The 19,079-nt window shown below is 64.6% G+C and carries 21 protein-coding genes; 14 read left to right on the top strand and 7 right to left on the bottom strand.

Annotated features, from left to right (window positions below; genetic code table 11):
- The first annotated feature begins 31 nt into the window (after window positions 1-31).
- The 10 genes from gluQRS (at window position 32) to EQG66_RS03295 (ending at window position 7,139) form a co-directional block, all read left to right on the top strand.
- Window positions 32-937: a tRNA glutamyl-Q(34) synthetase GluQRS gene (gene gluQRS, locus EQG66_RS03340; RefSeq protein ID WP_425470207.1), complete on the top strand. Its 906-nt coding sequence runs from the start codon at window positions 32-34 to the stop codon at window positions 935-937.
- Window positions 938-946: 9 nt separating this feature from the next.
- Entirely contained in the window at window positions 947-1,177 is a 231-nt protein-coding gene (locus EQG66_RS03335) for a twin transmembrane helix small protein (protein WP_129403122.1), read from the top strand.
- 17 nt (window positions 1,178-1,194) lie between these two features.
- Entirely contained in the window at window positions 1,195-1,776 is a 582-nt protein-coding gene (locus EQG66_RS03330) for a cob(I)yrinic acid a,c-diamide adenosyltransferase (RefSeq protein ID WP_129403121.1), read from the top strand.
- Between the two features lie 89 nt (window positions 1,777-1,865).
- The gene (locus tag EQG66_RS03325) at window positions 1,866-2,735 is read left to right on the top strand and encodes a 3-hydroxyacyl-CoA dehydrogenase family protein (RefSeq protein WP_129403120.1); all 870 of its coding nucleotides are present in this window, start codon (window positions 1,866-1,868) and stop codon (window positions 2,733-2,735) included.
- A gap of 83 nt (window positions 2,736-2,818) precedes the next feature.
- Window positions 2,819-3,220 (top strand): DUF4870 family protein, encoded by a 402-nt coding sequence (locus EQG66_RS03320; RefSeq protein WP_245987833.1) that lies wholly within the window; start codon window positions 2,819-2,821, stop codon window positions 3,218-3,220.
- 46 nt (window positions 3,221-3,266) lie between these two features.
- Window positions 3,267-4,172, top strand: coding sequence for an acetylglutamate kinase (gene argB, locus EQG66_RS03315; protein ID WP_129403119.1), 906 nt, complete (start codon window positions 3,267-3,269; stop codon window positions 4,170-4,172).
- A gap of 77 nt (window positions 4,173-4,249) precedes the next feature.
- Window positions 4,250-4,540 carry a YggT family protein gene (locus tag EQG66_RS03310; protein WP_129403118.1) on the top strand — a complete coding sequence of 97 codons (291 nt, stop codon included), beginning with the start codon at window positions 4,250-4,252 and terminating at the stop codon, window positions 4,538-4,540.
- Between the two features lie 7 nt (window positions 4,541-4,547).
- Entirely contained in the window at window positions 4,548-4,868 is a 321-nt protein-coding gene (locus tag EQG66_RS03305) for a DUF167 domain-containing protein (RefSeq protein WP_181951775.1), read from the top strand.
- On the top strand, window positions 4,865-5,758 hold the full coding sequence (gene folD / locus EQG66_RS03300) for a bifunctional methylenetetrahydrofolate dehydrogenase/methenyltetrahydrofolate cyclohydrolase FolD (RefSeq protein WP_129403117.1): 894 nt from the start codon (window positions 4,865-4,867) through the stop codon (window positions 5,756-5,758). The genes EQG66_RS03305 and folD overlap by 4 nt, the downstream gene beginning before the upstream one ends.
- A gap of 64 nt (window positions 5,759-5,822) precedes the next feature.
- The gene (locus EQG66_RS03295; RefSeq protein ID WP_129403116.1) at window positions 5,823-7,139 is read left to right on the top strand and encodes a hemolysin family protein; all 1,317 of its coding nucleotides are present in this window, start codon (window positions 5,823-5,825) and stop codon (window positions 7,137-7,139) included.
- Between the two features lie 4 nt (window positions 7,140-7,143).
- On the opposite strand, the gene EQG66_RS03290 is transcribed toward EQG66_RS03295, so the two are convergent.
- The 3 genes from EQG66_RS03290 to purD all read right to left on the bottom strand — a co-directional run bounded on the left by EQG66_RS03290 (window position 7,144) and on the right by purD (window position 10,083).
- Complete coding sequence (locus tag EQG66_RS03290) at window positions 7,144-7,764, bottom strand: protein-methionine-sulfoxide reductase heme-binding subunit MsrQ (RefSeq protein WP_245987832.1); 621 nt, start codon at window positions 7,762-7,764, stop codon at window positions 7,144-7,146.
- Window positions 7,764-8,711, bottom strand: coding sequence for a protein-methionine-sulfoxide reductase catalytic subunit MsrP (gene msrP, locus EQG66_RS03285; RefSeq protein ID WP_129403115.1), 948 nt, complete (start codon window positions 8,709-8,711; stop codon window positions 7,764-7,766). The genes EQG66_RS03290 and msrP overlap by 1 nt, the downstream gene beginning before the upstream one ends.
- 82 nt (window positions 8,712-8,793) lie before the next feature.
- Window positions 8,794-10,083: a phosphoribosylamine--glycine ligase gene (purD, locus tag EQG66_RS03280; protein WP_129403114.1), complete on the bottom strand. Its 1,290-nt coding sequence runs from the start codon at window positions 10,081-10,083 to the stop codon at window positions 8,794-8,796.
- A gap of 7 nt (window positions 10,084-10,090) precedes the next feature.
- Between purD and xseA the strand changes: the two genes are divergently transcribed.
- From xseA to EQG66_RS03260, 4 genes are all read left to right on the top strand, one after another.
- Window positions 10,091-11,617, top strand: a complete 1,527-nt coding sequence (gene xseA, locus EQG66_RS03275) for an exodeoxyribonuclease VII large subunit (protein WP_129403113.1) — start codon at window positions 10,091-10,093, stop codon at window positions 11,615-11,617.
- Window positions 11,617-11,841, top strand: a complete 225-nt coding sequence (locus EQG66_RS03270; RefSeq protein ID WP_129403112.1) for a DUF2093 domain-containing protein — start codon at window positions 11,617-11,619, stop codon at window positions 11,839-11,841. Before xseA ends, EQG66_RS03270 begins: the two co-directional genes overlap by 1 nt.
- Window positions 11,842-11,846: 5 nt before the next feature.
- Window positions 11,847-12,734, top strand: a complete 888-nt coding sequence (locus tag EQG66_RS03265; RefSeq protein WP_129403111.1) for a M23 family metallopeptidase — start codon at window positions 11,847-11,849, stop codon at window positions 12,732-12,734.
- 99 nt (window positions 12,735-12,833) lie between these two features.
- Window positions 12,834-13,514, top strand: coding sequence for an energy transducer TonB (locus EQG66_RS03260; RefSeq protein ID WP_245987829.1), 681 nt, complete (start codon window positions 12,834-12,836; stop codon window positions 13,512-13,514).
- 38 nt (window positions 13,515-13,552) lie between these two features.
- Here the strand turns inward: EQG66_RS03260 and EQG66_RS03255 are convergent, their stop codons facing one another.
- From EQG66_RS03255 to hflK, 4 genes are all read right to left on the bottom strand, one after another.
- Window positions 13,553-15,169 carry a helicase HerA-like domain-containing protein gene (locus EQG66_RS03255; RefSeq protein WP_129403110.1) on the bottom strand — a complete coding sequence of 539 codons (1,617 nt, stop codon included), beginning with the start codon at window positions 15,167-15,169 and terminating at the stop codon, window positions 13,553-13,555.
- A gap of 92 nt (window positions 15,170-15,261) precedes the next feature.
- A complete protein-coding gene (locus EQG66_RS03250; RefSeq protein ID WP_129403109.1) occupies window positions 15,262-16,791 on the bottom strand; it encodes a trypsin-like peptidase domain-containing protein in 1,530 nt (509 codons plus the stop codon).
- Between the two features lie 115 nt (window positions 16,792-16,906).
- Entirely contained in the window at window positions 16,907-17,752 is an 846-nt protein-coding gene (gene hflC, locus EQG66_RS03245) for a protease modulator HflC (RefSeq protein WP_129403108.1), read from the bottom strand.
- Complete coding sequence (gene hflK / locus EQG66_RS03240; RefSeq protein ID WP_181951774.1) at window positions 17,752-18,957, bottom strand: protease modulator HflK; 1,206 nt, start codon at window positions 18,955-18,957, stop codon at window positions 17,752-17,754. The genes hflC and hflK overlap by 1 nt, the downstream gene beginning before the upstream one ends.
- Between the last annotated feature and the right edge of the window lie 122 nt (window positions 18,958-19,079).

The raw sequence follows: 19,079 nt of genomic DNA, 5'->3' as shown, positions 1-19,079 counted from the left end.
CATTAACCCTATCCTCCCGTCAAGAGTCTGTGTGACGATGAGCGCCGACATACAGCATATTGTGCGGCCAGTCGTCACCCGCTTTGCGCCCAGCCCGACGGGCAGGCTGCACATCGGCCATGCCTGGTCGGCGCTGATGGCAATGGATATGGCGCGGACGGGCGGCGGGGTGCTGCGCCTGCGGATCGAGGATATCGATGGCGTTCGCTCCCGCCCGGAGCATGTGGCGGGGATCATAGAGGATCTGCGCTGGCTTGGGGTGGAGTGGGACGGTGAAGTCATGTTCCAGTCCGCCCGGCTGGCACTCTATGACGCCGCGCTGGATCGGCTGAAGGCGGATGGCCTCGTTTATCCCTGCTTCTGTACCCGTGCGGAAATCGCAGCGGAGATTGCGGCCAGCGGCTCCGCCCCGCATGGGTCCGGCGGTCCGCTTTATCCCGGCACGTGCCGCTTACTGTCCGATCAGGAACGAGCGGAGCGGATCGATGCGCATGAGCCGCACTGCTGGCGGCTGGATATGGCGCGGGCAGTGGCGCGCGCCGGGCCGCTAAGTTGGCAGGATATGGATCGCGGCACTATCACCGCGCACCCGGAGCGCGCAGGCGATGTCATCCTCGCCCGCAAGGATGCGCCGACCAGCTATCACCTCGCCGCTACAGTTGACGATGCCGAAATGGGCATCACCCATGTGCTGCGCGGCGATGACCTCCTTAGCGCGACAGATATTCATCGGCTGTTGCAGGCGCTGCTCGGCCTGCCAAGCCCGCTCTATCGACATCATCTGCTGCTGGCGGATGCGCAGGGCAAGCGCCTCGCCAAGCGCACCGGCGGCATAGCCCTCGCGGATTTGCGCGAACAGGGCGTCAACCCCGCCCACCTGCGCGAAGACCTGCGTGCAGAACGCTTTCCGGTTGGCATCCGCCTGCTTAGCGCCTAAAGTCGTCGCATGAACACTTTCCTCATCCTGCTCCTCGTCGCCGCCATGGGCGCGACCCTGTTCATGCTCGTCAAGGGCATCGTCACCTTTTTGAAGACGACCGAGGCAGAGCTGAAATCGGGCGAAAGCGGCCCCAGCGCGTCTGGCCTCAAGCAGAACAAGGCAATGATGGGCCGCATCATGTTTCAGGCGCTGGCAGTGCTGATCATCGCGCTGTTGCTGATGATGCGCGGGCATTAACGGCCCGCCTGCCAATCATGGTCAAGCTCAACAAGATCTACACCCGCACGGGTGACGACGGCACCACCGGGCTGGTCGATGGCTCGCGCGTGGCCAAGCATGATGCGCTGATGCAGGCGGTGGGCGATGTCGACGAGGCGAACAGCGCGATCGGCATGGCGGTCGCCGCGCTGGGGCAGTGCGACGAGGCCGCGCTGTTGCGGCGCATCCAGAACGACCTGTTCGATCTTGGCGCAGACCTCGCGACGCCGGTGACAGACGGCGCGGACCCGGAATGGGCGCTGCGGATCACGCCCGCGCAGCCGGAGCGGCTGGAGCAGGAGATCGACCGTTTGAACGAGGCGCTGCCCGCGCTAGACAGCTTCATATTGCCCGGTGGCTCAGCAGCAGCGGCGGCGGTGCATCTCGCCCGCGCGATCACCCGCCGGGCGGAGCGCAGCGTGGTCGCCGCCGCTGAAACGCGCACGATCAATGCGCCAGCGCGCACCTATCTCAACCGCCTGTCAGATCTGTTGTTCGTGCTGGCGCGGCATGTAAACGCCTCCGCCGCACTGGGCGGGCAAGGCGACATCAAATGGGTGCCCGGCGCCTCGCGCTGATCGACGCGACCGTTTTTTTGCATTGCGGAATCGAGCCAGAGGCAGCATAGAGCCGCGCAGCAAGTTTACGCTTACGGAAAGGGAAAGACATGGGCACAATCGGGGTGATCGGCGCAGGGCTGATGGGCTCAGGCATCGCGCAGGTGAGCGCACAGGTGGGCTACCATGTGCTCCTGTCTGACATTGACCTCGCCCGCGCGCAGGCCGGCAAGGATGGCATCGCCAAGATTCTGGGCAAGCAGGTCGAGAAGGGCAAGATGACGCAGGCCGATCTCGACGCCCTGCTCGCCCGTATCGAGCCGGTGGCCGATTATGCGCCGATGAGCGCGGCGGAGATCATCATCGAGGCGGCGACCGAGCGCGAGGAGATCAAGGCCAAGATATTCGAGGCGGTGGGCAAGGTGCTGGCGCCCGACGCGATCCTCGCCTCCAACACCTCCTCTATCTCGATCACCCGGCTGGCAAGCTACGCCGCCGATCCCGCGCGTTTCATCGGCATCCACTTTTTCTCGCCCGTGCCGCTGATGGCGCTGGTAGAGCTGATCAACGGCCTCGCCACGGCACCGGCAACGACCGAGCGCGCAAAGGCTTATGGAGAGAAAGTGGGCAAGCAGGTCGTCGTCGCGGCGGACAGCCCCGGCTTTGTCGTCAACCGCATCTTGCTCCCCCTCATCAACGAGGCATGCTTTGCCGCGGGCGAGCGGCTGGCCTCGATTCCGGATATCGACGCGGCCTGCAAGCTGGGCCTTGGCCACCCGATGGGCCCACTGACGCTGGCGGACATGGTGGGCCTCGATGTGTGCCTCAATGTGCTGCACGTCTATCTCAAGGATTTCGGAGACCCGAAATACCGCCCCGCGCCGGTCCTCACCAAGCTGGTGGAGGCGGGCTGGCTGGGGCGCAAGACCGGCAAGGGATTTTACGATTATTCCGGGCCGGAGCCAGTGCCGAGCTTCTGAGCGGGCTGCGTGTAATTACCGGCTTGTTCCCTTGTAAAAATGCTGCATGATGCGCTCCTGTCTTTCTGGAGAGGGAACGCATCATGAGCGACACCGACCAAGGCACCCCACTGCCGCCTCAACCCGCTGGTCCGCCACCCGCAACGCCAGTCGGAGGCTTTGACTTCAACCGCCCGACGATCATCGGCCTGCTCTATGCCGGTTCGCTGCTCACCGGCGTCAGCGGGCTGATCGGCCTTGTTCTCGCCTATGTCTGGAAGGCCGAGCCGCATGAGCCGTGGGAGGCGACGCATTACACCTATCTCATCCGCACCTTCTGGTTCGGGCTGGCCGGATGTGTGCTGGGCGCGCTCACGCTCATCATCCTGATCGGGTTCGTGATCATGACGATCACCTGCATCTGGATGCTGATCCGCACCGTGCTCTCGCTCGTGAAGGCGCAACAGCGCGCGGCGATGCCCGATCCGCAGACATTGCTGTTCTGAAGAGCGTCCTTTTCGTCTGGCAAAAAACTCGCTAGGGGGCGCAGCCATGAGCAACAAACACGCCCCCGAACCCGCCCTGCTCGCCAAGGCCGAAACGCTTGTCGAGGCGCTGCCCTATATCCAGCGCTATACCGGCGAGACCTTTGTGGTGAAATATGGCGGCCACGCAATGGGCGACCCCGAAGCCGCGCGCGATTTCGCCGAGGACGTGGTGCTGATGAAGGCGGTCGGCATCAATGTCGTCGTCGTGCATGGCGGCGGGCCGCAGATCGGCGCGATGCTGAAGCGCCTTGGCGTCGAATCGCAGTTCGTCGGCGGCCTGCGCGTGACGGATGCGGAGACGGCGCAGATTGCCGAGATGGTGCTTGCCGGTTCCATCAACAAGGAGATTGTCGGCTGGATCGCGCAGGCCGGTGGCCGCGCTGTCGGCATTTCCGGCAAGGATGGCGGGCTGGTGCTGTGCGAGAAGGTTGGCGGCAAGCGCGAGGCAGACCCCAACAGCGGTATAGAGCGGCATGTCGACCTCGGCTTCGTCGGAGATCCGGTGCAGGTGGATCGCCGTATACTCGATACGCTGTGCCGCGATGGCATCATCCCCGTGGTCGCGCCAGTGGGCATTGGCGCAGACGGGCACACCTACAACGTCAATGCCGATACGATGGCGGGGGCGATCGCGGCGGAGCTGAAGGCCAAGCGCTTTTTCCTGCTGACGGACGTTCCCGGCGTGCTCGACAAACAGGGCGAGTTGATGACCGATCTTAACCCCGCGCGCATCCGCGCGTTGCAAAGCGACGGCACGATCACCGGCGGGATGATCCCCAAGCTCGATACCTGCGTTCACGCGGTCGAGGCCGGGGTGGACGCCGCCGTGATCCTCGACGGGCGGGTGCCGCACGCGATGCTGCTGGAGATTTTCACCCGGCGCGGCGCGGGCACGCTGGTGCGGGGGTAAGTTTGATCCGAAATTTCCGCGCTTGTGCCGGATGAACCGGCTGGGCTAAGGCTTGCTGCAAGCTTCAGGGAGTTAATATGGTCCTCGCTCTGTTTCAGATCATCATGATTCTCTTGAACGTGCTGTGGTGGATCATCATCGTGCAGGCGATCATGAGCTGGCTGATCGCATTCAATGTCATCAACACGCAGAATGAAGTGGTGCGCTCCATCTGGATCGCGCTCGACCGGCTGACCCAGCCCATTTATCGCCCGATTCGCAAAGTGATGCCGGATCTCGGCGCGCTTGACCTCTCGCCGATGGTGGTGCTGCTCATCATCATCATCTTGCAGACGATTTTGCCAGGCCTGTACTCTTCAATGATGTGATCCGGCGGTGAGCGCCGGTTTCTTGCGCGCTGATGGAGACGACCTCCTCCTCGCCATCCGCCTGACGCCGAAAGCTGCGAAGGAGCAGATCGGCGGCACATGGCGGGATGAGAAGGGCGCGGTCTGGCTCCAGATCAGCGTTCGCGCGGTGCCGGAAAGGGGCAAGGTCAACAAGGCTTTGATCCAGAGCATTGCGGAGCGGCTCGGCATTGCCGCAAGAGACATCGTGCTTGAGTCGGGAGACACCAACCGGCTAAAGCGCATCCGCCTCATCGACCACGCCCATGAAGCGGGCGCAATTTTGCAGAAACTGGACCCAGAACAATGACCATCGGCAAGCTGATAGACGGCAAGGGATTCGCGGCAGGGCTGCGGGTACAACTTACAGATCATATTATTGATTTTGTTGCAAAAACTGGGCGCAAGCCGGGCCTTGCGGTGGTGCTGGTGGGTGAAGATCCGGCCAGCGCCGTCTATGTCCGCTCCAAGGGCAAGATGACGGTCGAGGTCGGCATGGAAAGCTTCGAGTTCCGCCGCCCGGCCAGTATATCGCAGGATGAATTGCTGGAGCTGATCGAGGAGCTGAACGGAGATCCGCGCGTCGATGGCATCCTCGTGCAACTGCCGCTGCCGAAGCATCTCGATGAGCAGGCGGTGATCGCCGCGATCGATCCTGCCAAGGATGTCGACGGCTTTCATGTCATCAACAGCGGGCGGCTCGCCGTGGGCCTGCCCGCGCTGGTGCCCTGCACGCCATTGGGCTGTCTCATGCTGCTGAAAGACGAGCTGGGCGATCTTTCCGGGCTGGAGGCTGTGGTCGTCGGCCGCTCGAACATCGTCGGCAAGCCAATGGCGCAATTGCTGCTCGGCGAAAGCTGCACCGTGACCATCGCGCACAGCCGCACCCGCGACCTCGCCAGCGTCGTCCACCGCGCGGACATAGTCGTCGCCGCCGTGGGCAGGCCAGAGATGATCAAGGGCGAATGGATCAAGCCCGGCGCGGTGGTCATCGACGTTGGCATCAACCGCGTAGCGGCTGAGGAAGAGGGCAAGACGAAGATCGTCGGCGATGTCGCCACCGCCGAGGCAATCAGCCATGTCCGCGCGATCACGCCCGTGCCCGGCGGCGTCGGCCCGATGACCATTGCGGTGCTTCTGCGCAACACACTGGTCGCCGCCTGCGTCCGCGCGGGGCTGAAGGCGCCGGAAGGGCTGTAATTTCGGTTAGCGCTGATCGGCCTGTTGTGCATTGCGCGCAGTTCCGGCAATAAGGCCACAGGCCATGACCGACGCATTATCCCTAACCCCCTTTCCCTGGGCGGATGTCTTCATCATTCTCGCGCTTGTGGCGCTCAACGGATTGTTCGCCATGTCTGAACTGGCGATCGTTTCCGCGCGGCGGCCCCGGCTGCAAGCTGCGGAAAAGGCGGGGAAGAGCGGGGCACGGGTGGCGCTCTCACTCGCCGAAGACCCCGGCAAGTTCCTTTCCACGGTGCAGATCGGCATCACGATGATCGGCATCGGCGCGGGCGCTTATTCCGGCGCAAGCCTCGGCGGCCCGGTGGCGGAGCGGCTGGAGATGCTGGGGCTGAGCGCGGAGACGGCAGAAACCGTCGGCTTTGCGCTCGTTATCGGCCTCACCACCTTCGCGTCGCTGATCGTCGGCGAACTGGTGCCCAAGCAGTTCGCGCTGCGCGCGCCGGAGCCGATTGCCATCGTCATGGCCCGGCCGATGCTGTGGCTGGCGAAGGCGACCGCGCCGTTGGTGTGGCTGATGGACCGATGCTCCGCCCTCATCTTCCGCGCGCTAGGGCTCAACCGCGAGTCTCAGGCGCATGTCACGGCGGAGGAGCTGCACCTGATCGTCGCCGAGGCCAGCAAATCCGGCGTGATCGAGGAGAGCGAGCGCGCGATCATCTCCGGCGTGGTGCGCCTTGCTGACCGACCGGTGCGCGAGGTGATGACGCCGCGCACCGATGTCGACTGGGTCGATGTGTCGAGCGACGCGCGCGCGCTGCGTGCCAAGTTGCTCGCCACACCGCATACGCGCCTGCCGGTCGGGCGTGGCAGCGTGGAGGAGATCATCGGCGTGGTTCAGGCGCGCGACATCATGTCCGCCCTCTTGAAGCGCGAGAAGATAGACGTTTCAGCGCTGATGCGCACTGTCGCCGTCGTGCCCGATCAGGTCGATGCGATGGACGCGCTGGAGGTTCTGCGGCGCTCGGAAGTGCCGATGGTGATGGTGCATGACGAATATGGCCATTTCGAGGGGATCGTCACCCCGTCTGACCTGCTCTCGGCCATTGCGGGCACCTTCGCATCCGACGCGGACCTCTATGACGAGCCGGATCTGGTGGAGCGCGAGGACGGCAGCCTGCTCGTTTCAGGCCAGATGGCGATGGACCAGCTGGCCGAGCGCATCGGCCTCAGCCTGGAGGAAGAGCGCGATTATGCCACGGTGGCCGGGCATGTGCTGTGGCGCTTGAAGCACCTGCCCGAAGTGGGCGAGCATTTCGAAGATCAGGGCTGGGTGTTCGAGGTCGTCGATATGGACGGGCGCAAGATCGACAAGCTGCTGGTCACGCCCAAAGCTGGCTGACCGCTCAGGCGCGGCGTACCCAGGCGGTAGGCAGAGCGCGCACGAGGAGCAGCACCGCCGCCACGCCCGCATAAATCCACGGCTCCGGCTGGAAACCCTTCACCCGCAATATGAAATGGATCGCCGTGAATATCGCAGCGAGATAGACCAGCCGGTGCAGCGCCTGCCACCTCCGCGCACCGATCCTCCGTATCGCGCCGCGTGTCGATGTCAGCGCCAATGGAAGCAGCAACGTAAACGCCGCCATGCCGAGCAGGATGAACGGGTGCTTGGCGACGCTCTCCCACAACAGGCTGAATGACCCAAGCTGATCCAGCAGGAAATAGACGCTGAGGTGCAACAGCGCGCAGGCGAACGCCCAGAGGCCGAGCGGCCGCCGCAGCGGCGCCAGCCAGCTCCACCGCGCCCATGTGCGCAGCGGTGTGATCGCCAGCGAAAGGATGAGAAAGCGGATCGCCCACAGGCCGAGGTAATTGATCGTATAGTCGATCGGCTCCGCGCTCAGGCCCACGGCGCGCGGATCGCTCCCCATGATCATCATTACCCAGCGAACCGCCAGCACCAGAACGGGCAGCGCCATGACGATATGGGCCAGCCCTTGCCTGTGCGCGCGCAGCCAGCCCATCAGAAATAACGCTTGAGGTTCATGCCGCGATAGAGCTGGCTCACCTCCGCGCCATAGCCATTATAGGGCAAAGTCGCGCGCGGCAGCCAGTCACCGATGCGCCGCTCGCGCGCCTGGCTCCAGCGCGGATGATCGACGGTGGGGTTCACGTTGGAATAAAAGCCATATTCCTGCGGGGCGGAGATGTTCCAGCTCGTCGGCGGCTGGCGATCGACCAGCCGGATACGCACGATCGACTTGATCGACTTGAACCCGTATTTCCACGGCACGACGAGGCGGATCGGCGCGCCGTTCTGGTTGGGCAGCGCCCGGCCATATAGCCCGACAGCCAACAACGTGAGCGGGTGCATCGCCTCATCGAGCCGCAGCCCCTCTACATAGGGCCATTGCAGCACCGAACTGCGCTGGCCGGGCATCTGGCGCTGGTCTTTCAGTGTCTCGAACGCGACGAATTTGGCCTTGCCGAGCGGCTCGACCATCTTGAGCAGGGCGTTCAGCGGAAAACCGACCCAGGGAATGACCATCGACCAGCCCTCGACACAGCGCATGCGATAGACCCGCTCCTCCAGCGGCGCGAGGCGGATCAGCCGGTCGATGTCGATCGTCTGCGGCTTGGATACCAGCCCCTCCACCCGCACCGTCCACGGCCGGGTGCGCAGCCTGCCGGCATTGCGCGCCGGGTCTTCCTTGCCGGTGCCGAACTCATAGAAATTATTATAGTGGGTGACGCTGTCATAGCTGGTCTGGTCTTCATCCAGCCGTCGCGTGAGACGCGAAGGCAAGCGCGGCAAGCCGCTGCCCTCGCCTTCTTCCGCCGCCTGCGCCAGATGCGGCATCAGGCCCGCGCCGATCATCCCCGCCAGCACCGCCCGCCTGTCGCGATACAGCGGCTCCGGCGTGGCGTCGCGCTCGTGCAGGTGAGACTCGGGGAGATTTCTGATGAGCATCGGTCCATCCTTCCGATCGGCAGGCGGCGTTTCGCCGTGCGCCAGCTTATCGAACAGACCAGATGAACGCCAGTTGTACGTGTTACGCGGCGTCCTGCTCGCGTTCCACCTCTCTCCATCCGATATCGCGGCGGCAAAAGCCCGACGGAAAGGACAGAGCGTCCACCGCCGCATAGGCGCGCACCTGCGCCTGCGCGATGCTGGCCCCCAGCGCGGTGACGTTAAGCACGCGCCCGCCGCTCGCCACCAGCGCGCCGTCTGCAAGCGCCGTGCCCGCATGAAAGACCTTGATGCCGGGCGCTGTCCCTTCGGCGGCATCGATGCCGGATATTGCGCCGCCCTTGTCCGGCGTGCCGGGATAGCCCTTTGCCGCCATCACCACCGTGAGCGCACAGTCCTCCGCCATCGTTACCGCGCCGCGCTCGCCCAGCCTGCCCGTCGCCACATCCATCAGCAATTCGGCCAGATCCTCCTCCAGCCGCATCATCAGCACCTGGCACTCCGGGTCGCCAAAGCGGGCATTATATTCGACCAGTTTCGGCCCTTCCGGCGTGAGCATCAGCCCGGCATAGAGCACCCCACTATAGGGCATGCCCTCGGCGCGCATCGTATCGACCGTGGGGCGGATGATCCGCTCCATCGCCTCCCGCTCCAACTCCGGCGTCAGCACCCGCGCGGGCGAATAGGCGCCCATGCCGCCGGTATTGGGGCCGGTGTCGCCATCGCCCACGCGCTTGTGATCCTGCGCGCTGCCGAAAGCGAGAATATCCGTGCCGTCGGTCAGCGCGAAAAAGCTCGCCTCCTCGCCCGTCATGAACTCTTCCAGCACCACCTCTGCCCCCGCCGCGCCGAAGCTGCCGGAGAACATATCGACAAGCGCTTCGTCCGCTTGGTTATGCGTCTCCGCGATGATCACGCCCTTGCCCGCAGCCAGCCCATCCGCCTTGATGACGACCGGCAGGCTAAAGCGCGGCAAAGCTGCGCGCGCCTGTTCCAGCGACGTAGTGCGCACATAACCCGCAGTCGGTATGTTCGCCCGCGCGCACAAATCCTTGGTGAAGCCCTTGGACCCTTCCAGTTGCGCCGCCGCCTTGTTCGGCCCGAACACAGCGACGCCAGCGGCGCGCAGGGCGTCCGCCAGCCCATCGACCAGCGGCGCTTCCGGGCCGATCACCACCAGATCAATCGCCTGCACCGCACAGAACGCCGCCACCGCATCATGATCCGTCGCATCGAGCTTTACCAGCGTGGCGCACTCGGCGATGCCGGGGTTGCCCGGCGCGGCGAACAGTTTTTCGCATGTGGGCGATTGCGCCAGCTTCCAGCTAAGGGCATGTTCGCGTCCGCCCGAACCCAGCAACAGGATGTTCATACCGATAATGCCCCCGGAAGAAGAAATGGATGCCGCCTTCGATGCGTCGGGCCGCCTGTTAGCGCAAGAGCGCGCGGGGGACAACGCGCCTGCGCTCTCCGTGTCCGAATTGTCGGCGCAGCTGAAACGCACGGTGGAGGACCGCTTTGGCCATGTGCGCCTGCGCGGTGAAATATCGGGCTACAAGCGAGCAGCCTCGGGCCACATCTACCTCAGCCTCAAGGATGACAGCGCGCGGATAGACGGCATCATCTGGAAGGGCGTGGCCGGGCGGCTTGGCTTTATGCCGCAGGACGGGATCGAGGTGGTCGTCACCGGCAAGCTCACCACCTATCCTGGGCGCTCCAGCTATCAGATCGTGATCGAGCGGATGGAGCTGGCGGGCGAAGGCGCGCTGATGCAGCTGCTCGAACGGCTGAAGAAGCAGCTTGCCGCCGAGGGGTTGTTCGCGCCGGAGCGCAAGAAGCGCCTGCCCTATCTGCCGCGCGTGATCGGCGTTGTCACCTCGCCCACGGGCGCGGTGATCCGCGACATATTGCATCGACTGGCGGATCGCTGCCCCACCCATGTGCTGCTGTGGCCCGTGCTGGTGCAGGGCGAGGGCGCGGCGGCGCAAGTGGCGGCTGCGGTGCGCGGCTTCAGCGCGATGGCGCCGGGCGGGCCTGTCCCCCGGCCCGATCTCGTCATCGTTGCGCGCGGTGGCGGCTCAATCGAGGATCTGTGGGCGTTCAACGAGGAAGCCGTCGTGCGCGCGGTGGCGGACTGTACCATCCCCATCATCTCCGCCGTGGGGCACGAGACGGACACGACCCTGTGCGACTATGCGGCGGATGTGCGCGCCCCCACCCCAACCGCCGCCGCCGAGATGGCGGTGCCGGTGCGTGCGGAGCTGATAGCGGGGCTAACGGAGCTTGGCCTGCGCGGCGGCAGGGCGATGCGGCGTGGGCTGGAGCTGCGGCGCGAGCGGCTCGCCATGACCGCGCGGCTGCTGCCAACGCCTGAGGCCTTGCTCGCCACCCAGCGCCAGCGCGCCGATGATCTGGGCGAGCGGCTGGGAAGGGGGCTGAAGCAGCGCGTGACGCTCGCCTGGAGGCATCTGTCCGAGGCGGGCGGCGCGCTGCGTCCGGCCCTGCTGCATCAGCGGATCACGAGGGAGCGCGCCCGGCTCGATGTCGTGCGTCTGCGGCCCGATCTCGTCACGCGCGGCATCGCGCAGCGGCGTGAGCGTCTGGAGGGTACGTGGCGGCTCGCGCTCTCGCTCGATCCGCGTCGGCCATTGTCCAAAGGCTTTGCGCTGGTGAGCGTGGGTGAGCGGGTGTTGACCTCGGCGTCGGCGGCGCAGGCGGCGGGGGCAATGCGCCTCACCTTCCATGACGGCGCGCTTGATGTTGCCACGCTGGGCGAGGACGGGCTTGAGTCCGCTGCCACTTCCCGGTTATCATCGCCGCAGAAGCTGGCGCGCAAACCCGCGCGCGCCCCATCCGCAACCGTGCAGCAGGATTTGTTCGGCGCGGACCAAGAGAAAGACGACTGATGCTGATGCAAGGCAAGGACCAGCCCGCAAAGCTGCATTACATGCCCTACAGCTTTCGGGTGCTCAGCCCCGGAGATTATGTGCTGTGCGCGGTCACTGGCGCGCGCATCCCGCTCGATGATCTGCGCTATTGGTCGATCGTGCGGCAGGAGGCCTATGTCGATGCCGCCGCATCCACCCAAGCCGAGGTGCGCTGGCGCAAGGAGCAAGGGCTGCCCGCCTGAATGATATGACGCGGCTTTTCCCCGCCCTGCTCAGCGCGCTGGTGCTGAGCGCCTGCGTCAGCGCGCCCGCGCCTAAACCTGCGCCTGCCCCGCCACCCGCTCCTGCCAAGACGCCACCTGCCCGCCCCGACTTCGTGCTGGAAGGCACGGCGCGGCAAGGCGGCGCGATCTATGGCTATGCGCCATCCCACGCGCGCGCCGTTACGCTAAATGGCCAGCCGATCATATTGGCGCCCGACGGCCGTTTCCTGATCGCGTTTGACCGGGACGCCGCGCCCAACGCCCTGCTGGCGGCAGAGCTGGATGATGGCGCGCGCCTCGCCCACACGTTAGCGGTAGCGCAGGGCGACTGGCGGATCGAGCATGTCAACGCCTCGCCCACCGCCAATGTGCCAAGCGCCGAGTTCCAGGCGCGCAGGCCCGCCGAGCTGGCGCGCATTGCCGCTGCGCGCGCACTGATGCCTGTATCCGAAGGCTGGCGGCAGGCGTTCCTCTGGCCCGCCAAGGGGCGTATCTCCGGCATATTCGGCTCACAGCGTGTCTATCGCGGAACGCCGGGCAGCTATCACAACGGGGTGGATGTCGCGGCGCCCACTGGTACGCCCTTCGTCGCGCCTGCCGACGGGGTGGTTGTGCTCGCCGCTGCGGATGCGCCCTTCACGCTGGAGGGGCATTTGCTGATCGTCGATCACGGCATGGGGCTCTCCAGCGCATTCCTGCATTGCGCAAGCCTCGCCGTGAAGGAAGGCGATATCGTGCGGCAGGGCCAGGTGCTGGGCACCATCGGCGCGACCGGGCGCACCAGCGGGCCGCACCTGCACTGGGGCATGAAATGGCACGACGCCCGGATAGATCCGCAGACCCTTGTCCCGTCGGACGGCCCGGTCCCATAACATCACGCCCGATATATCGCTTTGGACCCGGTGGTGAATGTGATATCATCTCCTTTGTGGATCCTGCGCGATCCTGTGCAGGCCACAGGAGGAGGATGCATGATGCAGTGGATCCTGAACAACAATCGCACAATCGGAAGTGGATATACGGGCAACCGGGCCTCGCCCCTTGCCATAGGCGCGACAATCGCGGTGCATGTCGCGGTTGGGGGGGTGATATGGATGCTCCCGCCGGGGACGATACCCAAGGTTATCCCCAACATTATCTGGGTCAAAAATATTCCCGCCGCCAAGCCGCCGCCGGAGCAAATATATCGGCCAGAGAAGCGCCAGCCCTTGCAGCGCGCACGTAACCAGCAGCAAACCGCCGAGCCGCAAACCCCACCGCTGGACCCCACCCAATATACCGAAGAATCAGGCCCCACAGGGCCGGATAAGGGCGGCGGAACTGGCGTCTCTACCGGAACCGGGCCGGTTACGCATCAGCCCGTGTTCGTCTCCGCCATGCCGGACCCGAAGCGCCTGCGCGATTTCCAGCCCGATTATCCTCCAGCCATGATCCGTGCGCAGATCGAGGGCTATGCCACCGTCCGCATACACATATCGGCGGCGGGCAGAGTCGAGACGGTGGAGTTGGTCGATACCAGCGACAGCGCCTTCTGGAAGGCGACGCGTGAACAGGCGCTGGAGCGCTGGCGCTTCAGGCCCGCCACGCGCGATGGCGTTGCCGTGTCGAGCGAGCGGGTGATGACAGTGCGCTTCCGTCTGAGCGACCTCTGAGCGGGAAGGGAGGGGGCGCATCCCGCGCCCCCTCCCCTTTATTTGAACAGGCCGCCCAGCACGCCGCGCACCAGCCCGCCAATCAGGCCACCGCCCGACGACTTGCGCGACGAGCCGCCCAACACGGCCTTGCCGATCTCGTTCGCGACCTGACGGCCGAGTGACGAGCCGACCGAACGAGTGGCGGATTGCACGGCGCGGTCGAAATTGCTCGGCTTGGCTGCCTCGCGCGCGGCGGCGGCATCGGCGCGGGCCTGTGCTTTCAGCTCCGCCTCGCGCTGCCTCGCATCAATCTTGGCCTGCGCGGCGGCTTGCTTGTCAGCCTCAGCCTGCGCCTTTTCCGCCTCGGCCGCTGCGGCGGCGGCCCGCCCCCGCGCGGCGAGGATTTCCTCCGCGCTCTCCCGGTCCACCGCCATGTCATATTTGCCGTCAACCGGCGAGACAGAGCGGATGATCGCGCGCTCCTTGGCATCGAGCGGGCCGAGGCGCGAGCGCGGCGGCGCGATCAGCGTGCGTTGCACGATGCTGGGGCTGCCGTCTTCCTGCAACAGCGAGACGAGCGCCTCGCCGACCTTCAGTTCCGTGATCGCGGTTTCGACATCGAGGTCCGGGTTGATGCGAAATGTCTCCGCCGCCGCCTTGATCGCCTTCTGGTCGCGCGGGGTGAAGGCGCGCAACGCATGCTGCACCCGGTTGCCGAGCTGGCCCGCCACCTCTTCGGGAATATCGATCGGGTTCTGCGTCACGAAATAGACGCCCACGCCCTTGGAACGGATCAGGCGCACCACCTGTTCGATCTTGTCGGTCAATGCCTTGGGCGCGTCATCGAACAGCAGATGCGCTTCGTCAAAGAAGAAGACGAGCTTGGGCTTTTCAGGGTCGCCGACTTCCGGAAGTACTTGAAAAAGCTCGGAAAGTAGCCAGAGCAGGAAGGTGGAATAGAGCTTGGGACTCTGCATCAGCCGGTCCGCCGCCAGCACATTGATAAACCCGCGCCCCTTATCATCCACGTGGAGAAAGTCATGGATATCGAGCGCCGGCTCGCCAAAAAACGCCGCGCCGCCCTGGCTGTCGAGACTCAGCAACTGCCGCTGGATGGTCCCCACGCTCGCCTTGGTCACATTGCCATATTTGGCGGAGAGCATGTCCGCATTTTCCGCGCAATAGGCCAGCATCGCCTGCAGATCACCGAGGTCGAGCAACAGCAGCCCTTCCTCGTCAGCATAGCGGAAGGCAATGTTGAGTACGCCTTCCTGCGTCTCGTTCAAATCCATGAGGCGCGCGAGCAGCAGCGGCCCCATCTCGGAGACAGTCGTGCGGATCGGGTGGCCCTGTTGCCCGTAAAGATCCCAGAAGATCACCGGGTTGTCGGCATAGGCATAGTCCGCCATGCCGATCTCCTTGGCCCGCGCCTCCAGCTTGTCTGCGTTTTTGAAGGTGGGCGAGCCGGGCATGGCTATTCCCGCAAGGTCGCCCTTCACATCGGCCATGAACACCGGTACGCCGAGGCGGGAGAAGCTTTCGGCGATACCCTGTAGCGTCACGGTCTTGCCGGTGCCGGTCGCGCCCGCAATCAGGCCATGCCGGTTGGCGCGCCTCAGGTTGAGCGCCTGCGGCTGCCCACCCGCCGCGCCGATGAAAATGCCGTCACTCATGAAAGGCTCCCCAGTTTCAGGTTCGCCCATGGCATAGCGCCCGTCACCGCCGCTGGAAAGAGCGAGGTGACGGGCGCCAGTCAGAGTTTACTTTATTTCGTCAGTTCGACCGGTACATAGCCACGGAACCGCGCGCTGGGGCGGGCGATGAGCAACAGAACCGCGCTCTTGCCTGCCGTGCGGGCAGCGGCGACCGCCCCCTTCACGTCGGCGGCGGTGCGCACCTTGCGGCCATCGACCTCAAGGATCATGTCACCCCGCTGGATGCCGACAATTGCGGCGTCGCTCTGCGGGTTGACGCCATTGACGACGACACCCTCCACACTGTCGTCAAGGCCAAGCTGGCGACGGATCGCCGGGTTGATCTCCAGCAGCGCAAGGCCAATGCCATTTTCATTGGGATAGCGCGGCACATAGCTTTGCTGTGGCGTTGACGGGGCGGCCTGCGGTTCGTCATCCGGCAAGAATCCCCCGGAAAGCTCCTTCTCGCTGGGGCGCCGGCCCAGCGTCACGGAAACGGTGCGGCGTTTGCCATCGCGGATCAGCTCTACTGGGACCGGCTTGCCAATCTGGAGGTCCGCCACGATCACCGAAAGCGGATTGTCGATGTTCACATCCTTGCCGCCCACGCTCAGGATCACGTCTCGCGGTTGTATGCCTGCGCGCCCTGCCGGGCCATCGCTGGGCACCGCATTGACGAACACGCCGTGGTTCTTGTCTACGCCCAGCGCGCGCGCCAGCTTGTCGTTGATCTGGGAATAGCCGATGCCGATATATCCGCGCTCGATCTTCTCTCCGCGCATAAGCTTTTCGACGATGGGCCGCGCGATCTCTCCCGGAATGGCGAAGCCGAGACCGATATTGCCGCCATTGGGCGATGCGATCCAGGTGTTGACGCCCAGCACATTGCCCTTGAGGTCAAACATCGGCCCACCCGAATTACCCTGATTGATCGAGGCATCGGTCTGGATGAAGCGGTCATAGGGCGAGCCGGAGCCGGTGGTGCGCGCGATGTTGGAAATAATGCCGGTCGTCACCGTGCCTTCGAGGCCCAAAGGCTGGCCGATCACGATCACCCAATCGCCCACGCGCGCGCTCTTGGTGGTGCCAAAACGCACATAGGGCATAGGCTTGCTGGTCTTGATCTTGAGCACCGCGAGATCGGCCACTTCATCGCGCCCCACCAGCTCGGCGGCATATTCCGTGTGGTCGTTCATCGTCACAGTGATCGCCTCTACTGTGGCGTTCGGCCCACCCGGCGAGACGACGTGGCTGTTGGTTACGATATAGCCATCCGCCGAGATCAGGAAGCCCGCGCCGAGCGACGTGCCCTCCTGAATCTGCGGCCTGTCCGCACCGCCCGGCCCGCCGAGCAGATTGCCGAACAGATCATCCAGCGGGTTGCGGCGCGCCTGCACACGCTGGCGGGTGGAAATATTGACGACAGCGGGCTGAAGTCGCTCCACCATGTCGGCAAAGCTGGCCGGAGCGCCACCCGGCGCAACGGGGGTCTGTATACCTTCGTTCTGGGGGGGCTGCGCATCCAGAGGTTCATGCGAACTGATGGCGATGGCGGTGCCGCCAAGCAGCAGAGCGGCGGTCAAACCATAGACGTAGCGCAAAACACACTTCCTCTCATACACTCAATGGCGCAGGCGTGGCCTGCCCTAAACAATGCCCAGATGGATGCCAACACCCGCCTGAACCGGAATTGAATAAGCCGCGACCGCAGGGGCGCTATCGCCCGCGAAACTCCCGCAGGAAGTCATTGTCGGGTGACAGAATGACGCTGGTCTGTCCGTCGTTCTGCGGATTGAACGTGCGACGATATGCCTGCATTGCGCGATAAAAGTCATAGAATTGCGGATCTTTGCCAAAGCTGGCGGCATAGACCTGTGCTGCCTGGGCATCGGCCTCGGCGCGGATGATCTGCGCCTGCTTCTCGCCTTGGGCGCGGATAGTGAGCGCCTCCTGTTGGCGCGCGGTGCGCATGCGCTGAAACGCGCTCTGCAATGGTGTGCCATCGGGCAGGTCCGCCCGCTTGATCCGCACGTCGATCACCTCGGCGCCATATTGCCGCGCCACGCGGTTAAGCCCCGCGCGAATATTGTTCATCACCTGCCCGCGCTCCGGCGACAGGAGCGCCGCAAAAGGCCGCTTGCCCAGTTCATTGCGCAGCGCAGAGCCGAGGATCGGGCGCAAGGCCTCCTCGACATTCTGCTCACTGCCTGCAGCCACATACATGCGTAGCGGGTTCGTGATGCGATAGCGGGCATAGGCATCGACCTGAAGCCGCAGCTGATCGGTGGACAACACCTGTTGCCGCTCCATCTTGACTGACTGGATGCGCTTGTCGATCCATACCACTTGCTCGGCGAAGGGAACCCGCACAGCAAGACCCGCGCCGGTTTCGCCAAAGCGCTCCTTTGGGTTATAGCTATTGAGGATGCGCACCGGCTGGCCGAATCGCACGATCACGCCTTGCTGGGTCTCTGGCACGATCGAGACGGTGCTGCCGAGCAATATGAGGAAGCCGAGCGCCGCGAGCGCGGCCAAAACCGGGTTACGGAGGACGCGTTCCATCAGCGGACCCCCTCAACAGTGGTGGTGTTTGCTGCGCTGTCTCTGGACTTGCGCTTGATTTCTGGCAACGGGAGATAGGGCATCACATTGTTCGCCTCGACAATAGTTTTGTCCGTATCGGCAAGAATCGCCTCCATCGTCTCATAATACATGCGCCGCCGGGTCACTTCGGGAGAAAGCTTGTATTGCGCATACACCTTGTCGAAAGCCGCAGCCTCACCCTGCGCGCGCGCGCTCAGCTGCTGCGCATAGGCAGTCGCCTGATTGACGTATGTGGTAGCGTCCTGCTTCGCGGCGGACACCTCCTTGAACGCGTCATTCACTTCATTCGGCGGGTCAGCCTGCTTGATTGCTATACCCTGAATACGGATGCCAGAGCGATAGCCATCCAGTATTTCCTGCATTTTTAGAGCCACTTGCTGCTCAATGCCGGTGCGCCCTGCGCCCAGCGCCTCGTTGAGCGAGATTGTCGCCAGCACGGCGCGCATCGCTGTCTCCGCAACCTCCTGCACAGTGGCGTCCGGGTCCTTCAGCTCGAACAGGTACAGCTCCGGGTCGCGGATGTTCCAGCGGACCGAATAAGCAAGGTCGATGATGTTCTGATCGCCTGTCAGCACCAGATTTTGGCCCTCGCCGGAAACCGAGCCGATATCGACCGTGCGGATTTCCTCGACATCGACCGTCTCGACCGTTTCAAACGGGGCGGGCAAGGTGAGGCCTATGCCCGGCGTCATTGAGCGGCTGTAGCTGCCGAGGAACAGCACCACTGCGCGCTCCTGCGGGCCGACACGATGAAAGCTGGTAAGCACCACCCACATCACCGCAACGATGCCGAGCGCAATGGGCCATAGCGTCCGCGGATTGCCGCCGCTGGCAAAGCCTCCGCCTCCGCCGCCCGGCGCCCCGCCATTGCCGCCGCCGCCAAGGCTCTCGCGCCCGCGCCGCAACAGATCCTCGATCAAGGAAGGACGCGCTCCGCCCCCGGAAGGGCCGCCAGCACCCTGCCCACCGCGTGGCGGCTGGGTCCAGGGATTGCGAGGGCCGCCAGATGACGCTCCGCCACTCGCGCCCTCGCCGGATGCGCCATCTTCCCCTTCGGGAGCGCCGCCGGGTTTTCCACCCCATGGCCCAGCCATGGCCAGACCGGGCAGCAAGGAAAGGAGCGAGCGGAGGCGGCGAAGAAGCGCGGGACTGTTCTGGTTCATGATCCATATCTATAAGGAGCCGCGCGGCGGAAAAACAGTGCCTTTGCCAAGATAATCGCATATGGGCGCGGCATGACCGAGTTTGACATGCTTTCCGCCCGGATCACTTCGCTTTCCCAAGG

The organism is Sphingobium fluviale (assembly GCF_004122115.1).
Classification (GTDB): domain Bacteria; phylum Pseudomonadota; class Alphaproteobacteria; order Sphingomonadales; family Sphingomonadaceae; genus Sphingobium; species Sphingobium fluviale.
Note: the sequence above shows the minus strand (reverse complement) of the source record. Positions and strands in the feature narration are given on the sequence as shown.